Source organism: Methylophilus sp., from assembly GCF_035460085.1.
In the GTDB taxonomy this organism is placed as follows: Bacteria; Pseudomonadota; Gammaproteobacteria; order Burkholderiales; family Methylophilaceae; genus Methylophilus.
In genome coordinates this window covers 1-17,677 of sequence record NZ_DATHWZ010000112.1, presented here as the reverse complement: position 1 = coordinate 17,677, position 17,677 = coordinate 1, and the positions used below count along the sequence as shown (strand labels likewise).

General features: G+C 45.6%; 24 protein-coding genes. 10 read left to right on the top strand and 14 right to left on the bottom strand.

All coding sequences use genetic code 11. From position 1 onward, the window contains the following. Positions 1 to 271 precede the first annotated feature (271 nt). On the top strand, positions 272 to 805 hold the full coding sequence (locus tag VK958_RS13915) for a carboxymuconolactone decarboxylase family protein (RefSeq protein ID WP_325242369.1): 534 nt from the start codon (positions 272 to 274) through the stop codon (positions 803 to 805). An 84-nt stretch (positions 806 to 889) separates the two neighbouring features. On the opposite strand, the gene VK958_RS13910 is transcribed toward VK958_RS13915, so the two are convergent. Genes VK958_RS13910 through VK958_RS13900 form a run of 3 tightly spaced genes read right to left on the bottom strand, consistent with a single transcriptional unit; the run spans position 890 to position 3,183 of the window. Beyond that, on the bottom strand, positions 890 to 1,639 hold the full coding sequence (locus tag VK958_RS13910; RefSeq protein WP_325242367.1) for an alpha/beta fold hydrolase: 750 nt from the start codon (positions 1,637 to 1,639) through the stop codon (positions 890 to 892). A 39-nt stretch (positions 1,640 to 1,678) separates the two neighbouring features. Continuing rightward, entirely contained in the window at positions 1,679 to 2,614 is a 936-nt protein-coding gene (locus tag VK958_RS13905; RefSeq protein WP_325242364.1) for a Kiwa anti-phage protein KwaB-like domain-containing protein, read from the bottom strand. Beyond that, on the bottom strand, positions 2,611 to 3,183 hold the full coding sequence (locus VK958_RS13900; protein ID WP_325242362.1) for a hypothetical protein: 573 nt from the start codon (positions 3,181 to 3,183) through the stop codon (positions 2,611 to 2,613). Before VK958_RS13900 ends, VK958_RS13905 begins: the two co-directional genes overlap by 4 nt. Before the next feature lie 230 nt (positions 3,184 to 3,413). Here VK958_RS13900 and VK958_RS13895 point away from each other — a divergent pair, with 230 nt between their 5' ends. The 3 genes from VK958_RS13895 (at position 3,414) to VK958_RS13885 (ending at position 6,331) form a co-directional block, all read left to right on the top strand. Next, entirely contained in the window at positions 3,414 to 3,722 is a 309-nt protein-coding gene (locus VK958_RS13895) for a BON domain-containing protein (RefSeq protein ID WP_325242360.1), read from the top strand. A gap of 479 nt (positions 3,723 to 4,201) precedes the next feature. Then, entirely contained in the window at positions 4,202 to 4,834 is a 633-nt protein-coding gene (locus tag VK958_RS13890; RefSeq protein WP_325242358.1) for a Pvc16 family protein, read from the top strand. Positions 4,835 to 4,837: 3 nt separating this feature from the next. Continuing rightward, positions 4,838 to 6,331, top strand: a complete 1,494-nt coding sequence (locus VK958_RS13885; RefSeq protein WP_325242356.1) for a phage tail sheath family protein — start codon at positions 4,838 to 4,840, stop codon at positions 6,329 to 6,331. Positions 6,332 to 6,392: 61 nt separating this feature from the next. Here VK958_RS13885 and VK958_RS13880 read toward each other — a convergent pair whose 3' ends face one another. From VK958_RS13880 to VK958_RS13850, 7 genes are all read right to left on the bottom strand, one after another. Next, positions 6,393 to 6,731 carry a four-helix bundle copper-binding protein gene (locus tag VK958_RS13880; protein ID WP_325242354.1) on the bottom strand — a complete coding sequence of 113 codons (339 nt, stop codon included), beginning with the start codon at positions 6,729 to 6,731 and terminating at the stop codon, positions 6,393 to 6,395. A 125-nt stretch (positions 6,732 to 6,856) separates the two neighbouring features. Continuing rightward, complete coding sequence (locus tag VK958_RS13875) at positions 6,857 to 7,153, bottom strand: hypothetical protein (protein ID WP_325242352.1); 297 nt, start codon at positions 7,151 to 7,153, stop codon at positions 6,857 to 6,859. A gap of 121 nt (positions 7,154 to 7,274) precedes the next feature. Continuing rightward, entirely contained in the window at positions 7,275 to 7,808 is a 534-nt protein-coding gene (locus tag VK958_RS13870; protein ID WP_325242350.1) for a c-type cytochrome, read from the bottom strand. Between the two features lie 258 nt (positions 7,809 to 8,066). After that, positions 8,067 to 8,237, bottom strand: coding sequence for a hypothetical protein (locus VK958_RS13865; RefSeq protein WP_325242348.1), 171 nt, complete (start codon positions 8,235 to 8,237; stop codon positions 8,067 to 8,069). Positions 8,238 to 8,471: 234 nt separating this feature from the next. Next, positions 8,472 to 8,861 carry a hypothetical protein gene (locus tag VK958_RS13860; RefSeq protein WP_325242346.1) on the bottom strand — a complete coding sequence of 130 codons (390 nt, stop codon included), beginning with the start codon at positions 8,859 to 8,861 and terminating at the stop codon, positions 8,472 to 8,474. 176 nt (positions 8,862 to 9,037) lie between these two features. Beyond that, positions 9,038 to 9,898, bottom strand: coding sequence for an SDR family oxidoreductase (locus VK958_RS13855; protein WP_325242344.1), 861 nt, complete (start codon positions 9,896 to 9,898; stop codon positions 9,038 to 9,040). Between the two features lie 135 nt (positions 9,899 to 10,033). Beyond that, a complete protein-coding gene (locus VK958_RS13850) occupies positions 10,034 to 10,357 on the bottom strand; it encodes a hypothetical protein (RefSeq protein ID WP_325242342.1) in 324 nt (107 codons plus the stop codon). A gap of 419 nt (positions 10,358 to 10,776) precedes the next feature. Between VK958_RS13850 and VK958_RS13845 the strand changes: the two genes are divergently transcribed. From VK958_RS13845 to VK958_RS13835, 3 genes are all read left to right on the top strand, one after another. Then, a complete protein-coding gene (locus VK958_RS13845; protein ID WP_325242340.1) occupies positions 10,777 to 12,108 on the top strand; it encodes a PQQ-dependent sugar dehydrogenase in 1,332 nt (443 codons plus the stop codon). Positions 12,109 to 12,183: 75 nt separating this feature from the next. Continuing rightward, positions 12,184 to 13,296: a DNA topoisomerase IB gene (locus tag VK958_RS13840; protein WP_325242338.1), complete on the top strand. Its 1,113-nt coding sequence runs from the start codon at positions 12,184 to 12,186 to the stop codon at positions 13,294 to 13,296. Positions 13,297 to 13,381: 85 nt separating this feature from the next. Further along, positions 13,382 to 13,999: a response regulator transcription factor gene (locus VK958_RS13835; protein ID WP_325242336.1), complete on the top strand. Its 618-nt coding sequence runs from the start codon at positions 13,382 to 13,384 to the stop codon at positions 13,997 to 13,999. 94 nt (positions 14,000 to 14,093) lie between these two features. Here the strand turns inward: VK958_RS13835 and VK958_RS13830 are convergent, their stop codons facing one another. Beyond that, positions 14,094 to 14,696 carry a Yip1 family protein gene (locus VK958_RS13830; RefSeq protein WP_325242334.1) on the bottom strand — a complete coding sequence of 201 codons (603 nt, stop codon included), beginning with the start codon at positions 14,694 to 14,696 and terminating at the stop codon, positions 14,094 to 14,096. Between the two features lie 453 nt (positions 14,697 to 15,149). Here VK958_RS13830 and VK958_RS13825 point away from each other — a divergent pair, with 453 nt between their 5' ends. After that, positions 15,150 to 15,614 carry a PA2169 family four-helix-bundle protein gene (locus VK958_RS13825; protein ID WP_325242332.1) on the top strand — a complete coding sequence of 155 codons (465 nt, stop codon included), beginning with the start codon at positions 15,150 to 15,152 and terminating at the stop codon, positions 15,612 to 15,614. 72 nt (positions 15,615 to 15,686) lie between these two features. Here VK958_RS13825 and VK958_RS13820 read toward each other — a convergent pair whose 3' ends face one another. Beyond that, complete coding sequence (locus VK958_RS13820) at positions 15,687 to 15,929, bottom strand: DUF2171 domain-containing protein (RefSeq protein ID WP_325242330.1); 243 nt, start codon at positions 15,927 to 15,929, stop codon at positions 15,687 to 15,689. A gap of 342 nt (positions 15,930 to 16,271) precedes the next feature. On the opposite strand from VK958_RS13820, the gene VK958_RS13815 reads away from it, so the two are divergent. After that, the gene (locus VK958_RS13815) at positions 16,272 to 16,469 is read left to right on the top strand and encodes a hypothetical protein (RefSeq protein WP_325242328.1); all 198 of its coding nucleotides are present in this window, start codon (positions 16,272 to 16,274) and stop codon (positions 16,467 to 16,469) included. Positions 16,470 to 16,557: 88 nt separating this feature from the next. Continuing rightward, positions 16,558 to 17,052, top strand: a complete 495-nt coding sequence (locus tag VK958_RS13810; RefSeq protein WP_325242326.1) for a pyridoxamine 5'-phosphate oxidase family protein — start codon at positions 16,558 to 16,560, stop codon at positions 17,050 to 17,052. A gap of 188 nt (positions 17,053 to 17,240) precedes the next feature. Here VK958_RS13810 and pqqA read toward each other — a convergent pair whose 3' ends face one another. Continuing rightward, a complete protein-coding gene (gene pqqA, locus VK958_RS13805; protein WP_081624291.1) occupies positions 17,241 to 17,312 on the bottom strand; it encodes a pyrroloquinoline quinone precursor peptide PqqA in 72 nt (23 codons plus the stop codon). Between the two features lie 115 nt (positions 17,313 to 17,427). Then, a partial coding sequence (locus VK958_RS13800; RefSeq protein ID WP_325242324.1) for a Na+/H+ antiporter NhaA occupies positions 17,428 to 17,677 on the bottom strand: 250 nt, incomplete at its 5' end.

Below are 17,677 nucleotides of genomic sequence, written 5' to 3'. Positions count from 1 at the left end.
GCAAGGTGCTGGCCCCTGAACATGAGATCGAGCTTGCCTGACCGTAACAGATGAATATGCCCCACGTGCCCTGACCCATCAAAATTTGCAATTTCACACAAATCACCGGTAAAAAAGACTTTGGCAGAAAGTGAAATCTGATTTAAAAGTGGCAACAACGGATCCAAAACGATACTCCTGATCAATATAACGAGACCTTTGATAATTAATAGTATTGCATGATTACTCCTGTGCACCAACCGCACTTTTCTAATTCACAAGGAGATTTATCATGGCACGTATTCAAACTATCAAACGCGAAACCGCCAGCGCGGATGTAAACGCAACGCTGGACACAGTCAAAGCCAAACTGGGCAAAGTGCCCAACCTGATCGCGACGTTTGCGCAGGCACCTGCAGCGTTGCATGCTTACCTTGGCTTGAGCGAGGCCGTGACAAAAGGCCGTTTGACCGCTAAACAAAGAGAGTCGCTGGCACTGGCGATTGGCCAGGCAAACAGTTGCCAGTATTGCTTGTCTGCACATAGCTTGATCGCCAGAGGCGCGGGCCTCAACACAGAAGCCATCCAGGCTGCACGCCATGCCGAATCAGGCGACGCATTGACTGAAGCATTGCTCAAACTGGCGGTGAAAATTGTGCAGCAGCGTGGCGTACTTTCGGACCAGGACTTTATGGAAGCACAATTGGCCGGTGTGGACGACGGTTTGATCCTGGAAGTGATTGCTAATGTTTCATTGAACACATTGACCAATTACACCAATCACATTGCCCAGACTGAAATTGATTTTCCCGTGGTTGAAGTTTAATGCGTGAAATCAGGCCACGTTCAAGTGGCCTGATGCCTTGCAACGCTTAGAAATACAGATAATGCGTATGATCAGAAAAGTTAGTCAAGGCAGAAAGTCTTCAACAGTTTGTATAAACAGCTGGGGCTGTTCAGCATGCACCCAATGATCGGTAGGCAAACTGATGATCTCGGCTTTAGGAAAATGGATTTGAATCTCGTCTATGTCACTTTGATTCACATAATCACTACGCTCACCGCGAATAAACAAGCTGGGCTTTTCAGAGTGCGCTGAAATGGGCGCGATGAATTTTGCGTAATTAGCTTTAAGCGCTGGCAGGTTAATCCGCCACGCCAACTGCCCTTCTGCCTTCACCAGGTTGGTGAGCAAAAACTGGCGCACCATGAGATTACTGAGCGGTGCTTTTAAGGCATTATCAACATCATTCCGTGACACCATCTGGCTTAAGTCTACCGCCAGCATGGCATCCATCAGATGCGTGTGCTCATCCGCATAAGCACGCATCGCCATATCCACCACAATCAACTTGCTGACACGTTCAGGATATTGTGTGGCAAACTGCATGGCGACTTTACCGCCGAGTGAATGGCCGAGCAAATGCACCTGCTGCAAACCCAGTGCATCGAGCACCTCCAGTAAATCATCCGCCATTTCAGTATAGGTCTGTGAATCACTGTGTGGCGAGCGGCCATGATTTCGCAGATCAACACTGATCACCTGGTAATGCTGCGAGAAATGTTTAGCGATACTGCCCCAGTTATCGGCAGAGCCGAATAATCCGTGCAGTAATACCAGTGGTTGACCTTGGCCCAGGGTTTGAGTGTGTAGTTGCATGCTGTGGGAATAAACGTGAGGCTTGTTTTATTAATATGGCTAGGTGACTTTTTTCTTGACCGAAGCATCAAATATTTCATGGTTGATGGGAGACTCCAGACGGCCGTTGTTGAGCAGAGTCAATACCAGGTCGATGGAATCTTCATTGATCACAATCGCGCCATTTTCTACAGTCAGCCCCCATTTTTTCAGGTCATTGACCTTGATCAGTTCTTCCAGGAATTTGGCGTCTTTGTAATAGCCGCTTTTCTGGATAGAAGAAACCTTACGCAGGTAATTCAGGTTGGCGCCGATGTGCTCCTTGAGCAAACTGGCATCGCTTAATATCTTCAGGTCGACGAATTCCTGCAACACCACATCACGATTTTTCTCCATGCCAGCGCGGAAATTCAGGGTACTTTCGAATTCCTTTTTATTGGCAATGAAGGTGGTGCCTTCGTAGGTAAAAAAATCCACCTGGGTATCTATGGTGAAGATCTCTTTCTCATCCAGGTCTTTCAGTTCCTTATCTTTAAACTGGATAAAAGAAATATGCGACAGCCTGGCCGCGTTATTGAATTTATTGATTTTTCTGTAGGCATAAATGGTTTTATCCTGGTATTCGAGTTTAATGACCATCGCCCATGAATCCAGCAATTCTTCATATTGCTCGACCTTAGCATTGGCGGTGCCTTTTTCAATCTCGGCCTGGATCAGCATGACATCGGTATCTGACGAAGCAATCGTTAACAAGCCTTTATCCTGGTCAGCAGTCAGGAAGTCGTAATCGTCCAGTTGATAATCTGTATCCAGAACTTTGTCAGTCACTGCCTGTTTGAGCTTTTTCTCCAGCTTGGCATCCGTATCTACTTTTAACACTGAATATTTCGCTTGTTGCTGGCTGAGCTTTCGTTTCACCAACCAAAAGGTAGTGACCCAATGTTTAAAATCACTGGCGCGCAGGGTTTGCAGGGTTTGTTTCACGTTAATAGTCACTGAGATTCTCCTTCGCCTGCTTCCTTCGTGACTTCAACTTGAGTGACAAAGTACATTAAATTGGATAGGCGCTTGATGGCGCAGTAATCACCGACCTGGAAATGCTGTTTTGACAACAACAAACCTTGTCTCTCCTGCGCGCCTTCTTTGAACTGACAGTCATACAGGCCATAGCCCGCGAGCGCCAGTACCGGGTTAACAAAGACATTTTGCGTACGGTAAGACAACACGAACATCAGGCTTAAAAAGATCACCAGGCATAGCAGCAATTTCCAGTCGCCGAGGTCAAACTTATAAAAAGACATCATGTAGGGGATGGTATAAGTGAACATATCGCCAGATTTGTTGGAAACTTTGGAGATTCTTACCGGCACGCCTTGCTTGATATTGCTGGCGGCGCTTAAGGCGAACACAGCGCTGAGCGCGAAGATTACAAAGATGACAAACGCACGCGCTGGGTGCTCAAAGTAAAAGGTATCTTCATTCAAGTCTTTGATGATCAGAATGAGGCCGAGTGGTGCGTAGCCGCTGATAAAAATGGCGAGCGCCGATAAAAAATGCAGTTGCATATTGCCTGCTTAAATGAAGTTGATCCGCTCAAGAATACAGGCAGTTTGCATTGCAATCAAATAGCATTCAAACAGTGCAAACCCGACTGAAACTGGCAGATCATTTTACTTGGTGATATGCGCAAAGAAGTCAGCCCTTTCCTACGTCAGTATCAGAATTTAATGTATTCACGCCATGAGGCGATTTTTGAATAATGGAACCTCCTAAATCCACTCAAGAAGGAAACATCATGAAAAATACAATTAAATCATTATTACTGGTAAGTGCTTTGGCTTTGCCTATGGCTGGTTTTGCTGCAGACGGTGACTCACTGGGTACCAAAATGGAAGATTCAGTGATCACTACTAAAGTGAAAGCTGCTTTCGCTAAAGACAAAGTAGTCAGCGCAACTGACATCAGCGTAGAAACTGACAGCAATGGCCTGGTACAACTGACAGGTAATGCAAAATCAAAAGCTGAAGCTCAAAAAGCAGAAAAAATCGCCAAGAGCATCAAAGGCGTGACTGCCGTTAAAAATGAAATCGTTGTTGCTAACTAAGCAGCAAGCGATACTTAGATAAACAAGACTTACAACTCGCCACATCTAAGCGCAGGACTTGCCCATAGGAATTCCAAAATTCCTATGGGCACTTAACTTTTAGCCTCTGAAAACTTGCCCAGAGCTTGTTTCATTCAATGATTTTTTCAACCCACCACTTTGAACTTAACCACTTCTAAAGGTTGTTCACCATGCATCTGTCAATCTCTGCACATGTAGAAACGGTTTATTTAAAATCCATGCTGGCTTAAAGAATTGGCTGAATATCTTTTTCAGAGATGCTTACCATTTCACTACTTGCCTGCCATCATTAACCGCCAAAAATGCCACGTTGATCAAGCACGGTGCCACATTCTCATAGCGAAATACTCTAGCGATTGAATCTCTGCATGAACAACACACGCCAGTAAGTGATCAACTGTCGCATGCATCCGCTAACCGTCTTATAATGGGCTTGTAATTGTCCACGAGAGATTGCCATGATTGCGCATGCCTTGACCATCATTGTGAATGAGTTGAATCATCACCTGACTGAGACGTATGGCAGCAATGGGAACCATGCGCCTGCCGGGCTGCGAAATCTTTGTTCAGAACAACGCTTACCTGAATCTGGTGTAGAGTCAGCCACACAAGAATGCCTGAACCTGACGCTGGTGAATATTCAACAAGAATCAACATTCCGGAATGCCCCCCTGCCCGTAAGAGAGTCATCAGGCACACTATATCAATCAGACCCGCTTTCATTAAATTTACTGATACTGCTCACTGCGACACACGCTTCGTATAGCGAGGCATTGTTGATGCTGGGCAGAGCCATGCAATTTTTCCATACAAAATCGGCATTCACTGAGCACAATGTGTCGCATGAGTCACTAACACAATATGCGCCGGAAAATGGGTTGGATAAACTCGGTGAGTTTAAATTCAACCTAGCCTTGCACTCACCCACAGTAGAAGAAAACCACCAGCTTTGGGCAACGCTCAAATCTGCACTAGTGCCTTCAGCCTGGTACAAGCTGGGTGTGCTTCACCTACCCACCAATACACCAAAAGCCAACACGCTGCCGATCCTCGAGAGACGGATGATTATTAACAAAGACATTAAAAGCTAACGTATGGTTACCTATAAAACGCCAGGAGTGTATGTAGAAGAAATTGCCAAATTTCCACCTTCGATTGCGGCGGTTGAAACTGCCATCACCGCATTCATCGGCTATACCGAAAAAGCCGAGCGGGATGGCGCCTCGCTGTTGCAGGTAGCGACTGGGGTTTCATCATTGTCTGAATATGAGCGTTTGTTTGGTGGTGCGCCTGCGCAAAGCGTTACCCTTTACTTAGATGAGCAAAATCAGGTAGCCGAAACAAAAGTCAACCACACCTTTTATCTGTATGACAGCCTGCGTTTATTTTTCGCTAATGGTGGCGGGCGTTGCATGATTGTGTCAGTCGGCGACTATACCGGCGAGGTTTCTGCGAACAGTCTGGCACAAGGGCTGAGCGCTATTGAGAAGCTGGCAGAGCCAACCATCATTGTGATGCCTGAAGCGGTTGCCACTGACAAGTACGGCGCTACACTGTACGACGCTGCATTAGCGCAATGTGCGCATGTACACAATCGCATGACCATCTGTGACTTACGCCATCACCTCAGTGACAAAGACTTTGACCTGGCAGTGGCTGACTTTAGAGCAGGCATCGGTAATGAAAACCTTAAATTTGGTGCGGTATATGGCCCATGGTTAGTCACGCCTTTTAACAGGCAGATCCGGCTGGGCAATATCACGCTCAAGCGCCAGGCAGATGCGACAGTCATCGTGCCAGAAAGATTAACGACGGATGCGAATATACTCGCGCTTATCTCAGAGATACGCCTGGCAGAACAACCTGCTCCGAGTCTTAAAAAGAATAAGGTCGCATTTAAGGAAAGCACCAGGCGGCATGCAACCCTGTCATTACAAGAAATGTATCAGGCGCTTTATGCAAAGTTTGATTTGTTTAAATCCTGGGTTGACCAAGCCACCCTGGAATTGAATACCTTACCGCCTAGTGGCGCGATGGCGGGCATTTATGCGCAAGTAGATAGTAATCGTGGGGTTTGGAAAGCGCCAGCTAATATGACGCTGAATTATGCCAGACCCGTCATCAGGATCACCGATGAAGCTCAGGATACATTGAATATTGATGACACTGCTGGCAAGTCTATCAATGCCATTCGTGAGTTTATTGCTAAAGGCACAGTGGTATGGGGCGCAAGAACCTTAGCGGGTAATGACAATGAATGGCGTTATATTAGCGTGCGCAGGTTTTTTAATTTTGTAGAAGCCTCCATCAAGCAAGGCATCCATCATTTTACCTTTGAACCAAATGATGCCAATACCTGGACGAAGGTCCAGGCCATGATCGAGAACTTCCTGACACTGCAATGGCGGGCAGGTGCGTTACAAGGTGCAAAGCCTGAACATGCATTTTATGTGGCGATCGGGTTAGGCAAAACCATGACAGCACTGGATATTTTAGAAGGCCGCATGTTGATTGAAATTGGCATGGCAAGTGTAAGACCTATGGAATTTATTATCTTGAAATTCAGCCAGAAAATGGCACAGGAATAATGCTTGATGATCCTAAAATGGATAGGCTATTGAGGCCTATCCATACTTACTTTTAATAGCTTTAAGCGTACTCGGCAACACCTACTTTGAGGCATTCTTCAGCACAACGTCTGCAGGCCTCGGCACACAGGCGGCAATGCTCAGAAGCATGTTTTTCACATTCTTCAGCACATGCAGTACAAATCTCGGCACAGTCCTGGCAGACCAATTCCACAAAATCGCTGCCGCGGGCGATAAATGAAGCTGTCAAACGGCAAAAGTCGGCACAATCCATATCATGCTCGATACAGCTGCGCATCATTGGATTAGCTTCGCCTTCACAAGCGATGGCACAATTTTCACAGGCATCTGCAGCTTTTTTACAAAGCTCCATGCACAATTTCAAATTCTGTTCATTCATCTTAATCTCCTGCTAAAGACCCGGATGCTGAAACCGGATTTAATGATAATAAACTGAAGGTTTTCACTGGTTTCCACTCCAGACCGTTCATTCATTCTGGAATGAAAACGCAATGGTAGTAAGGGTTATTTACCCTGTTCTACGTTGGTGCCGCCTTCGGCTGGCTTTTCATGGAAACGTTTGCTTTTTTCCATATTGCTGCCAGGTTTCGATTGTTGGTTACCAGAGCCCTGGTTGGCAGTGCTGCCATTGTTGTTGTCTTGCTGCTCTTTCAGGTAATCACCGTTTTTAGTGGTGTTAGGCACTTCTTTTTTCTGTTGATGCGCCGGTGGTACATCCCCACCGGCAGCATCGGCTGCAAACGCAGCAGTCGTTGTACACATAAACAGGCCTGCTATTAAAGCTGTGAGTAATTTATTCATGGTATCTCCTCAAAATTGTTTGATTGCCTCTTTATAGGAAGCAGTGAAATCCATGTTACTTACCCATATTTTCTTTGTATGTAAGCAGGCCTACGAATGTCATGTAGGATAATAACGAAGCTTAACTATCCTCATTGCCAGTCAAACTGCCATGGCTACGAATCCACGCAATCACCTTCAACAATTCATCCGGTGAGATACCATTGTTAGGGTCTGAAGGATCCATCAGGCCTTTCCCTTTGGCCCCCATACCGCCGTTGGTACCGTGCCAGACGGTTTCAAACATCCCTTTGTTGGTAGCATCTTTAGCATAGTTATAATTCGGTCCGGTCAATGCAGGTCCAACTTGACCACCGGCTTCAGGGCCATGGCATTGCGTACATGAATACAGCTGGAATATTTTTTTACCTGCTTTAATCGCATCTTCTTTGCCGACGTAAGGATTTTTGCCAGTGGTTAAAAATTCTTTTGCGGCAGGGGTATCAAACAATTCCGGCTTGATTTCCATCGGCGAGCCATCCTGTGTGGTCACAAATTTGATAGCATCTCCGCCAGACGCCGCAGGCGCAGCATCACCAGAACCTGATTCATTTTTATTACAGGCGGTAAGCCCTGTGATCAATACCAACATGCTAAGTCCAAGCTTAGTATTCATGTTTATTCTCCTTAGTATTAAATGTTCTCTTGAAAAAATTGTAGTGTCTGCTTATAAAAGCATTGTTTGCAAACCGATTATGAATAAAAGAGGAAGTCACGCCCATGTAAGAATGGCGTAATCTTTTGTAGGACTATTCGGACAGAAGCATTTTTCAAGGCATTCAACAAAAGAATAAAACGAGGATCTTTAAATCACATAGACATTAAAAAACCCGGATTTCTCCGGGCTTTTGTGCAGCTAAATAGTCTAGCTTAACTAGCTTTGCTGCTTGTTACCTTGCTGACGGGATTTATCTTGCTGGCTACCAGGCGCTTGCTGTTTTCCACCTTGCGCATGTTGCTGCTGCTGGTCTTTACTGGTAGAGCCAGAAATTTTAGAGCTAGATTTGTCCTGTTGCTGATTCTTGTTATTTTGCAAATTTGCCATTGTTAAATCTCCTTCGGAATATTATCTCGGTCAAGCCGTTACCTGAATGACCTAAATGTTTCTTGAGAAATGTAGTAACGTGGATTCATGATAAAAGTGTTTTGAAGATGGCTTTATCGTCAAAGCGCCTAATCTGCTGTCAGAATATTCAACCTCATTAACGCTTAGTGATCATCACTTGGAAATAAAAAAACCTGGAATGCACCAGGTTTTTCTGATCAAGCATAGCGGTAATTAATTACCGCTATCGCCTTCACCTTGCTTGTTAACCTCTGACAAAGGCTGGCTGCCTGGTGCCTGATCTTTGCCGATATTAGATTGCTGCTTTTGTGCGGGGTCAAGATGCTCGGTATCTGAATTAATGCCTTGCTGCTGTTGACCTTGCTTAGACTGGCCCTGCCCTTGCTGATTTTGACCACTTTTATTCTGGTCTTGCTGACCTTGGTTTTGCTGACCTTGGTTTTGCTGGCCTTGGTTTTGCTGGCCCTGGCCAGGCTGGCCTTGGCCTGCCTGATTTTTACCTTGCTGGCCCTGACCTTGCTGATGCTGACCTGATTGCGTCTGATTCTGTTGACCTTGATTTTTCTGATCTTGACCAACTTGATTGTCTTGTGGATTTGCCATGTTATTTCTCCAAATGGTTGTATAAGATCCAGCCAAAGGGTTAAAAGTAAGGCCTGAATCTTTGATTTTTAATCTATAACCCTAAGCACATAGTAAATGTCACAGTGGAAGGCAGTTATCATCCAATCACGCATTCTGTTGTCAGAATAAGTAATGCACGACGCATGAAAAGTCGCCTACCCATTCACCACTTCGCCGCCATTGGCATGCAATACCTGGCCGGTCATATAAGAAGAATCCTGGCACGCCAGATACACATAGGCGGGAGCGATTTCACTCGGTTGTCCAGGGCGCTTCATCGGTACCTGGTTACCGAATTCACTGACTTTTTTCTCATCAAAAGTGGAAGGGATCAAAGGCGTCCACACCGGGCCGGGAGCCACTGCGTTCACATAAATCTCGTCCTCTACTAACTGCTTGGCTAGTGAACGTGTGAATGAAACCACAGCACCTTTGGTAGATGAGTAGTCGAGCAGCTCAGGACTGCCGCGATAAGCAGTGACGGAAGTGGTATTAATGATGTGGCTTTTTTTCGGCAAATGCGGCAACGCTGCTTTAACCAGGTAAAACATGGAGAAAATGTTATTGCGGAAAGTATGCTCAAGTTGTCGCTGTGTGATATCCAGGATACTTTTCTGAGGAAATTGCTGGGCGGCATTGTTAATGACAATATCCAGCTTGCCGAACTGCTTTAAAGTATTCAGTACGGATTGCTGGCAAAATGCTTCATCTGAAATATCTCCGGGCAGTAATAAACATTTGCTACCGTAAGATTCCACCAGCGCTTTCGTCTTGCCTGCATCTTCATGCTCTTCAAGATAAACAATCGCGACATTTGCACCCTCGGCTGCAAAGTGCACAGCCACTGCGCGGCCAATGCCGCTATCGCCACCGGTAATAATAGCCACTTTATCTTTTAATTTACCGCCGGCATTGTATCCAGCATCGATATACACTGGCGTAGGAGTCATTTCTTCTTCAGAACCCGGCTGTTCTTCTTGATGCTGTGGCGGGTTGAGTTTTTCTTTTGCTTCCATACAAGTTCTCCTTACAACCAGGCAGCAGAATTGCTGCCTGGTTAATTCTTGCGCTTACACATTTATTTCTTACACATTTATTTAATGTTTGAGCTGCGTTAGATTTTGAGTTTAATAACCTGGCTTTTTTAAAATCTAGTTAGTCAGGTTATTTTCAAAGGATGTCGGCTGCATAGGCTCTTTTGGCGAAGGCAGATCTTTCTCACGATTCGGCAAGCCTTCAGCAGGCACTTCAGGCGGCACTATCACCCCATTCTCATGCGGCATTTTGGGCGGCACATTCACACTATCTGAATCCATGTCGCATGAAGGTTTTTTTGAGTTCGGGGAGTTATCACAAGGGGGTACTGCATTATTGACAGGAGGTTTATTGGCAGGCTTGCTGACAGGTTTATCCGCTGCCCAAGTCGTGCCTATCATTGGACCCATCACTAGTATCATCAAAATTAATTTACGCATAACCACTGCTCCTTTATTTGTTGTTAGGAATGACTACTGATATTTAGTATGCTTTTTTCTAAAATCTCATGTCACTTTAGAAGTGCCCGGTCACTCACGGCATAGGCAAAAACTGATTTTCCTGTAGGAATCGGTTTCAATTCCGGTCAATCGTTATTGTGGGATTAAAAAATGCTAAGCAATGTTTAGCGCTATCCTAGACATCTAACTTTTCGCCATTTATTCAGGGCCTTAACATGCGTAAAGCAATGTGTCAGACCTGTCTGACAACACAATCAGTAGCTGGCCTATGTTGAAAAACATGCTTCATTTCTACACTCGTCTACACTCAAACCTTAATTTAATAGCATGATGCATTCATGACGCTCAGCCTATTAATTAGATAACTGGCTTATGCAGCTGCTTTCGGAGTTAAAAACATGCACACCACACCGCCACAACACCTTTTTAAAGCTTCATTGTTAATGATCGCCCTGAGTGGCTGCTCACAACCCGCCAAACTGCCAGAAGCAGCAGGCTTTGGTCCGGAACCGGATTTATCTTCTTATCAGACTGGCTTAATCCCTACTGTCAATGTCGCAAAAGCCGTTGGCTGGCCGGAAGGTAAAAAACCAACGTCGGCACCTGGCACAAACGTAGTCGCGTTTGCCACTGATCTGCAACACCCACGCTGGCTGTATGAGTTACCGAATGGAGACATTCTGGTGGCTGAGACCAACCATCATGAAAAGAGTGATGGTTTTAGCCTGAAAGGGTGGATAGCCGGTATGTTTATGAAAGAAGGTGGTGCCGGTGCCGAGAGCTTTAACCGTATTACCTTATTGCGCGACATTGATGGCGATGGTGTGGCTGACCAAAAACACATTTTTTTGCAAAACCTCAACTCGCCTTTTGGCATGGCTTTGGTAGGGAATACTTTTTATGTCGCGAATGCAGATGCGTTGGTGAAGTTTCCATATGAAGAAGGCCAGACCGAGATTACTGCGCCGGGTGTCAAAGTGACTGATCTACCTGCTGAGCGTAATCACCACTGGACAAAAAATATCCTGCCTAACAAAGATGGCAGCAAGCTCTACGTGACGGTTGGTTCGAATAGTAATGTCGGCGAAAACGGCATGGAAGTTGAAAAAGAACGGGCAGCGATCTGGGAGGTGGATGCAGCCTCGGGTAAACATAACATTTTTGCCTCTGGATTACGCAACCCAAACGGTATGACGTGGGAACCTGACAGCGGCGCCTTGTGGGTGGTGGTAAATGAACGTGATGAAATTGGTAGCGACTTAGTTCCTGATTACATGACCTCTGTGTCGCAAGGCGGTTTTTATGGTTGGCCTTATAGCTATTACGGTCAACATGTGGATACCAGAATCAAGCCGCAACAGCCGGACTTGGTCGCTAAAGCCATTCCACCAGATTACGCCCTGGGTTCGCATACCGCTTCACTGGGACTCACTGCGGCTAAAGGCAACAACCTGCCTGACCAATTCAAGAATGGCATGTTTATTGGACAGCATGGTTCATGGAACCGGATCCCTTACAGCGGCTATAAAGTGATTTTTGTGCCATTTGAAAGTGGCAAGCCAGCAGGCAAACCGATCGATGTGCTGACCGAATTCCTCAATGTAGATGGCGAAGCACAAGGCCGTCCGGTGGGGGTCATCGTCGACAAACGTGGACACCTGCTAGTGGCTGACGACGTTGGCAATGTCATCTGGAATGTCAAAGGCAATAACAAAACTGCGAAAAAATAAGGTTGACGATGACGCTGCGCTCTTGTTTCAGGAGCGCGGCGTTTTAATTATTCAAGGATATATTTTTAACTGATTATGGATTCGGAACTGGCAAAAAATACCCGATCGCTGGATGCTTCAGGCGAAAGTGAGTCCACAACCACGATTGCTATCGAAGTAGCGCGTGAAGCCAAGTTAAACAAGCTGCATTACATCCAGGACAACACGCCTGGGTTTAGCAGGCAACGGTTTCGCGGTAAATTCAGGTATTTGGACGTACATGGCCAAATCATCAAAACAGAAAAAGAAATTGCCCGTATTACCGCATTAAGGATCCCACCCGCATGGGAAGCAGTATGGATATGCGCCCGCGCCAAGGGGCATCTCCAGGCCACCGGCCGCGATGTCAAAGGCCGCAAACAATATCTTTACCATACGGAATGGCGCCAGCTGCGTGAAGCTAAAAAATACGAGCACATGATAGATTTTGGCCGGCAACTACCTGCTATTCGCAGTCATATTGCACACGACCTGCGGTCGTCGGGGCTGGGTAAGGAAAAAGTGCTGGCAATGATGATTTACCTTTTGGAAAACACATTGATCCGCATCGGCAACGACGAATATGCGAAAACCAATCAATCATTTGGCCTGACCACCTTACGCAATCGCCATGTGGCAATCGAAGGCAGCGAAGTCAACTTTCATTTCCGTGGAAAAAGTGGTGTCGAGCATAGCGTAAGCTTGAAAGACCGCAGGCTGGCACGCATGATCCGCAATATGCGAGAGTTGCCCGGCCAAGCGCTTTTCCAGTATGTCGATGCTGAAGGTGAACGCCATACCATAGGTTCATCTGAAGTGAATGAGTATTTGCAGCAGATTACCGAAGGCGATTTTACGGCCAAGGATTTTCGCACCTGGTTTGGCAGCCTGCATACACTGTTGGCATTAAGCGCGCTCGAGCCTTTCACCAGCGTCACTGAAGCCAAGAAAAATATTGTGGCAGCTATTCGTATAGCGGCTTCAAAACTGGGTAACACGCCGGCGATATGCCGCAATAGTTATGTGCACCCTTTCATTCTCGAACATTACCTGACCGGCAGTGGATTTACCCAGGATGTGAAGGAGGCCGAATATAACGATACCGAGCTGAACCCGGCCGAGCAATACATGTTGTGCTTATTAAAACAAAGAGTAAGCGCCCCTCCCTGAAACATGGGCAATCTCTACCGAGTTTAGTTTGTAAAAAGCGTGTTTTTTTGCTGACTCTTCTTCCCTTTCATTTGGAGACGAAGAAATGAAAAATATATTATTACTTTATGGCCATGAGTTAAGCCACAATGCATTAAAAGCCTTGATCGGTGCCGATAGTGCCATGCACCTGGTCGAAGAAGTAGGCGACGTTAGTGTCGCCATTGAAAAAATCCGCACACAGAAATTTGATGTGGTGGTGCTGGATGTTTCTGCGCCTGATAAAAATGGCTTGGAAACCTTTTGTGACCTCAAGCAGGCCTATCCGGCTTTAGCCATATTGATTATTAACGGCAGTGACCAGGTGGACCGGATGGCGAATTTCACCCGCCTCGGCTGCAAAGGGTATCTGTCTTATACCGCGACAGGTGCACAAGTGGTTCCCGCGATTAAAGCATTGGCGCTTGGTCAGACTTATTACGCGTCTACCCATGAGAAACTGGATGAAAGAGATCACCCCATGTTGCATGAGCGTTTGTCTATCCGCGAGCTTCAAGTATTTTTTAAGCTGATCAAGGGGCAGGCGGTGAATTCGGTAGCAGAAGAGCTATCGATAGCCCCTGGGTCTGTCAGTGTATTCAGGTCTAAAATACTCAAGAAAATGAATATGCATAACAATGCTTCGCTGATTCATTATGCCCTTGATCATCACCTGATTAACTAACCACAGCAACAACTAACGCTTCATTTTGCTCTCGTACTATTTAAAACAAAAAAAACCTGCACTCAAAAAAGTGCAGGTTTTTTGTTAATGCCTATCAGGACTTTTTGACGGCGAATTGCAACTGCTCAATGGCTTCCCAAGAAATGAGGGACCCAATCATCACCACTGCAAACCCCAATCCTGCGGTACATACAATGGCCAATGTCAGCGTGGCAATGGCGCCCCGCTCCTGTATCCCCAGTATGTATTTCACGCCACGATACACCAGCGCAATTGAAATCAACACGGCTACAGCATGGACAATCACATTAAAGCTCAGGCTAGGCACTATATAAAAAACAGCCGTTAACCATAATGGGGTGGTTGCGATTGCAATCATTAATAGCGAGTCACGGAAAGATGGCTTTCGGTTTACCATTTCTGCCAGGTTTTGGGTAATCCATGCCATGGCTAAAATAACGCTCACCTGTAGCACAAGCAGCTCTGCGCTGATGACCATCAACCGGTCACCTGGTAACGTATCCATAAACTGTTTTGGGTAATTATGGTACAACCGGAAATACATCATTGCGCAGGGAATCAGCGACAGTGGCAATACATAAAACAACAATAACTGCATCGAACTGGGCTTTTCAGCCTTGTAGCTTTTTTCCCTGCCCTTGGGGGTGACGTAACTGAACAAGCGGATGAGATTCATAATGTACTCCTGACTACTTATTAATAAACTGATAATTTTTTGTATGGCTGAAAACGGATCGCCGTAATCAAAATCATTAATATGTTTGGCTATAGATATAAAGCCGTTAGTCAACATTATGAAGCTTTGCTGGCAAGTCACTACAAGACTGCGTCTGATTTGAATGTAGGAAAATGTGCATTTAAACTGGCGTAGATTCCGACAAAATATTTGCTTTTTCATTATTTAAAGTAGAAAAAATGCAGTAACCTCACTCTGCCGAAAACCGGCTAACCAGCCTGAAAATGGTGTGTGACAATCCAATGATCAGCTACCCCAAAGATTAGCCATCAGAGGTCGGAAAATGTGTGTAAATGCATTCCTACATGGATTTGCGAGTCTCTCTGATTCAGCCCGCCCTAAGCCTTAGGCATACTGACATTTCTACTCTTGATCATAACTTTGGAGAACGACATGGCAGATAATGATGACGTAATTGATATTTTGAATAATTTGATTGAAACCTCTAAAGATGGTGAAGAGGGATTCCGCAGCTCAGCTGAAAATGTGGATGATCCTCAACTGAAAGCGTTTTTCTTACGCCGTTCACAAGAGGTGGCTTCCAGCGTACAAGAGTTGCAAGGCCTGGTGCGTTCATTAGGCGGTGAACCGGCTGATTCAAGTACCATTGGCGGTGCGTTGCACAGACGCTGGATCGATCTGAAAACTGCATTGACCAGTAACGACACTGTAGCGGTTTTGAATGAAACCGAACGTGGGGAAGATGTGGCTTTGGCAGCTTATCGTAAAGCGGCTGAAAAAGACTTGCCTATTAATGTACGCATGGTCGTGACACGTCAGTTGGAAGGTGCAAAACGTAACCATGATGAAGTGAAACGGCTGCGTGACGCTGCACGTGCTGCGGCTGATGTACACTAATTTTCTGTGAAGCGTGAAAAAGCCCTGTCATGTGACAGGGCTTTTTGTTTGTCTACTTGTTAATAGTTTGGTTTAAACATTTTCCATCGCTTCTGTGCTCCAGTCCTTTTTGACTTGCTCAAGCGTACGATTGATTTTCACCACGCCGCCCTCAGTCGAAATCACCCAGCTAACCGGAATGTAGTGGTGAGTGCCTGAATCATCTTTTTTAAGCTTGATGGTATCCGGACCAGTGGTGTGATCTACTACCGCAAACTCTTCGGCCTGCGCAGTCACAACAGGCATATCCTCTTTAATTTCATGAGCTTCAATCATTTTTAATTTCCCTTCAATCGCATTCGTTAATCAATATTCATACTGAATTCCAGTATCCATTTTGCCTGCATGTTGCAATCAGCTTCTAGGGCACTATGACTGAATGTTTTGTAGGAATATTCAACTTAATACTGTGATTGCCTCCCAGCCATCTAACTGACATAAAAATAAATGTTATCTGACATGCTTATCATCGAATGTCCTACGGCGGGATCAATGATGAAAATTTATGATGACTCCATAGACAAGGCTTAAGGTGTACAAAGGCGCTAATGCTCAAGGGTATACAGAGCAGTGACACGTTTCCTGGATGCATGGCCTTTTAACTACAGGAGAATATTGATGGCTTTATTTTATGTAAGCGCTAGCAAACCTAAAGAAGACCTTCCATTCTGGACTTCAAGCGTGATCGCAAACGATATGGAAGAAAGTTACAAAATCGGCAAAGAGCGATTTGAAACTGAAAACCCAGACTTGAATGTAGAGGATTTCACGCTAGTCGCTACCGGTGAATCAGTCGAAAAATCAATCACCACCTGAAATAGCGGATAGTGTTTACCAGGAAATAAAATTTACCTGATTGCGGATTTTAATTAATTGCACGGATACATCAACAAGGAAAAAAGAAATGAAAATTCAACCACAAACGAAAGAAGAATTAACCAAACTGGGCGAGCTGATTGAAGATTTCAGGATCGCCATGCTCACCTTTATTGATGGTAAAGGTGCGTTAGTCAGCCAGCCTATGGGCCCGATAGAGATGGATGCAGATGGCAATATCTGGTTCTTTACCGATAGTACATCTGAGAAAGTGCAGCACCTCGATGAACTGAACCTGGCATTCAGCGGCGAGCCTGATGGCACTTATGTCTCGTTATCTGGTTATGGCGAGCTGGTCACTGATCAAGCACGCAAAGAAGAGTTATGGTCACCTTTCGTCAAACCCTGGTTTCCTGACGGCCCTGATTCAGCTAATCTGGCATTGCTCAAGTTTATACCGGACACGGCAGAGTATTGGGATGCCCCCCATAGTTCGGTAGTCCGTTTATTTGCCATGGCAGCATCTATTGTTGCGGCACGACCAATAGGCATGGGCGATCACGAGCGTTTGAATCATTTATAACCGCCAGCAGGCCGATTGCATCTTAAGCGAGGTTAATCTCAATCGGCGTACGTCTGATGTTTGCTTGGATCACAAAAGCTGATTAAAACAATGGACGAGCGCTTGATTCCTAATAGTTGCAAAAAAAGCGATCAAAAACAACAAACCCGACACTTGGTCGGGTTTGTTTTTACAAGCTAACGCTTGGATTACTTGTTCATGACGTACATAGTCACTTCAAAGCCAAAACGCATTTCAGTAGCAGCTGGTTTAGTCCACATGGTGTTTCTCCTTGATTAAGTTAGGAGCGCATCACTGATGCATCTCGTTAGAAACAACTATACGCATGTAGCCAATGAAAGGCTTGCGCAGCTTACCTAAAAATGACTCATGATTTTACGTAGCCAATTTGGCTGGCAACATCGCCTTTAACCAGCACCAGCCAACAATCCCTGATAGCAATGAACCAGCCAATATCGCCATTTTGGACAGATGGATAATGTCGTCTTGCCCAGCATAAGCCAGATTGGTGATAAAAATAGACATGGTAAAGCCTATGCCGCCGAGAATGCCGGCGCCGATCACATGCCCCCAGCTTAATGAAGCAGGCAGCTTGCATATGCCGGCTTTTACGGCAAGCCAGGCT

Bases quoted from the DNA above. Each gene is read 5' to 3' on its own strand.
- VK958_RS13850 (WP_325242342.1), bottom strand. From the start codon at position 10,357: ATGCGTAAATTAATTTTGATGATACTAGTGATGGGTCCAATGATAGGC.
- VK958_RS13870 (WP_325242350.1), bottom strand. From the start codon at position 7,808: ATGAATACTAAGCTTGGACTTAGCATGTTGGTATTGATCACAGGGCTT.
- VK958_RS13815 (WP_325242328.1), top strand. From the start codon at position 16,272: ATGGCTTTATTTTATGTAAGCGCTAGCAAACCTAAAGAAGACCTTCCA.
- VK958_RS13900 (WP_325242362.1), bottom strand. From the start codon at position 3,183: ATGCAACTGCATTTTTTATCGGCGCTCGCCATTTTTATCAGCGGCTAC.
- VK958_RS13820 (WP_325242330.1), bottom strand. From the start codon at position 15,929: ATGATTGAAGCTCATGAAATTAAAGAGGATATGCCTGTTGTGACTGCG.
- VK958_RS13890 (WP_325242358.1), top strand. From the start codon at position 4,202: ATGATTGCGCATGCCTTGACCATCATTGTGAATGAGTTGAATCATCAC.
- VK958_RS13840 (WP_325242338.1), top strand. From the start codon at position 12,184: ATGGATTCGGAACTGGCAAAAAATACCCGATCGCTGGATGCTTCAGGC.
- VK958_RS13860 (WP_325242346.1), bottom strand. From the start codon at position 8,861: ATGGCAAATCCACAAGACAATCAAGTTGGTCAAGATCAGAAAAATCAA.
- VK958_RS13895 (WP_325242360.1), top strand. From the start codon at position 3,414: ATGAAAAATACAATTAAATCATTATTACTGGTAAGTGCTTTGGCTTTG.
- VK958_RS13880 (WP_325242354.1), bottom strand. From the start codon at position 6,731: ATGAATGAACAGAATTTGAAATTGTGCATGGAGCTTTGTAAAAAAGCT.
- VK958_RS13910 (WP_325242367.1), bottom strand. From the start codon at position 1,639: ATGCAACTACACACTCAAACCCTGGGCCAAGGTCAACCACTGGTATTA.
- VK958_RS13915 (WP_325242369.1), top strand. From the start codon at position 272: ATGGCACGTATTCAAACTATCAAACGCGAAACCGCCAGCGCGGATGTA.
- VK958_RS13865 (WP_325242348.1), bottom strand. From the start codon at position 8,237: ATGGCAAATTTGCAAAATAACAAGAATCAGCAACAGGACAAATCTAGC.
- VK958_RS13845 (WP_325242340.1), top strand. From the start codon at position 10,777: ATGCACACCACACCGCCACAACACCTTTTTAAAGCTTCATTGTTAATG.
- VK958_RS13885 (WP_325242356.1), top strand. From the start codon at position 4,838: ATGGTTACCTATAAAACGCCAGGAGTGTATGTAGAAGAAATTGCCAAA.
- VK958_RS13875 (WP_325242352.1), bottom strand. From the start codon at position 7,153: ATGAATAAATTACTCACAGCTTTAATAGCAGGCCTGTTTATGTGTACA.
- VK958_RS13855 (WP_325242344.1), bottom strand. From the start codon at position 9,898: ATGGAAGCAAAAGAAAAACTCAACCCGCCACAGCATCAAGAAGAACAG.
- VK958_RS13810 (WP_325242326.1), top strand. From the start codon at position 16,558: ATGAAAATTCAACCACAAACGAAAGAAGAATTAACCAAACTGGGCGAG.
- VK958_RS13825 (WP_325242332.1), top strand. From the start codon at position 15,150: ATGGCAGATAATGATGACGTAATTGATATTTTGAATAATTTGATTGAA.
- VK958_RS13830 (WP_325242334.1), bottom strand. From the start codon at position 14,696: ATGAATCTCATCCGCTTGTTCAGTTACGTCACCCCCAAGGGCAGGGAA.
- VK958_RS13835 (WP_325242336.1), top strand. From the start codon at position 13,382: ATGAAAAATATATTATTACTTTATGGCCATGAGTTAAGCCACAATGCA.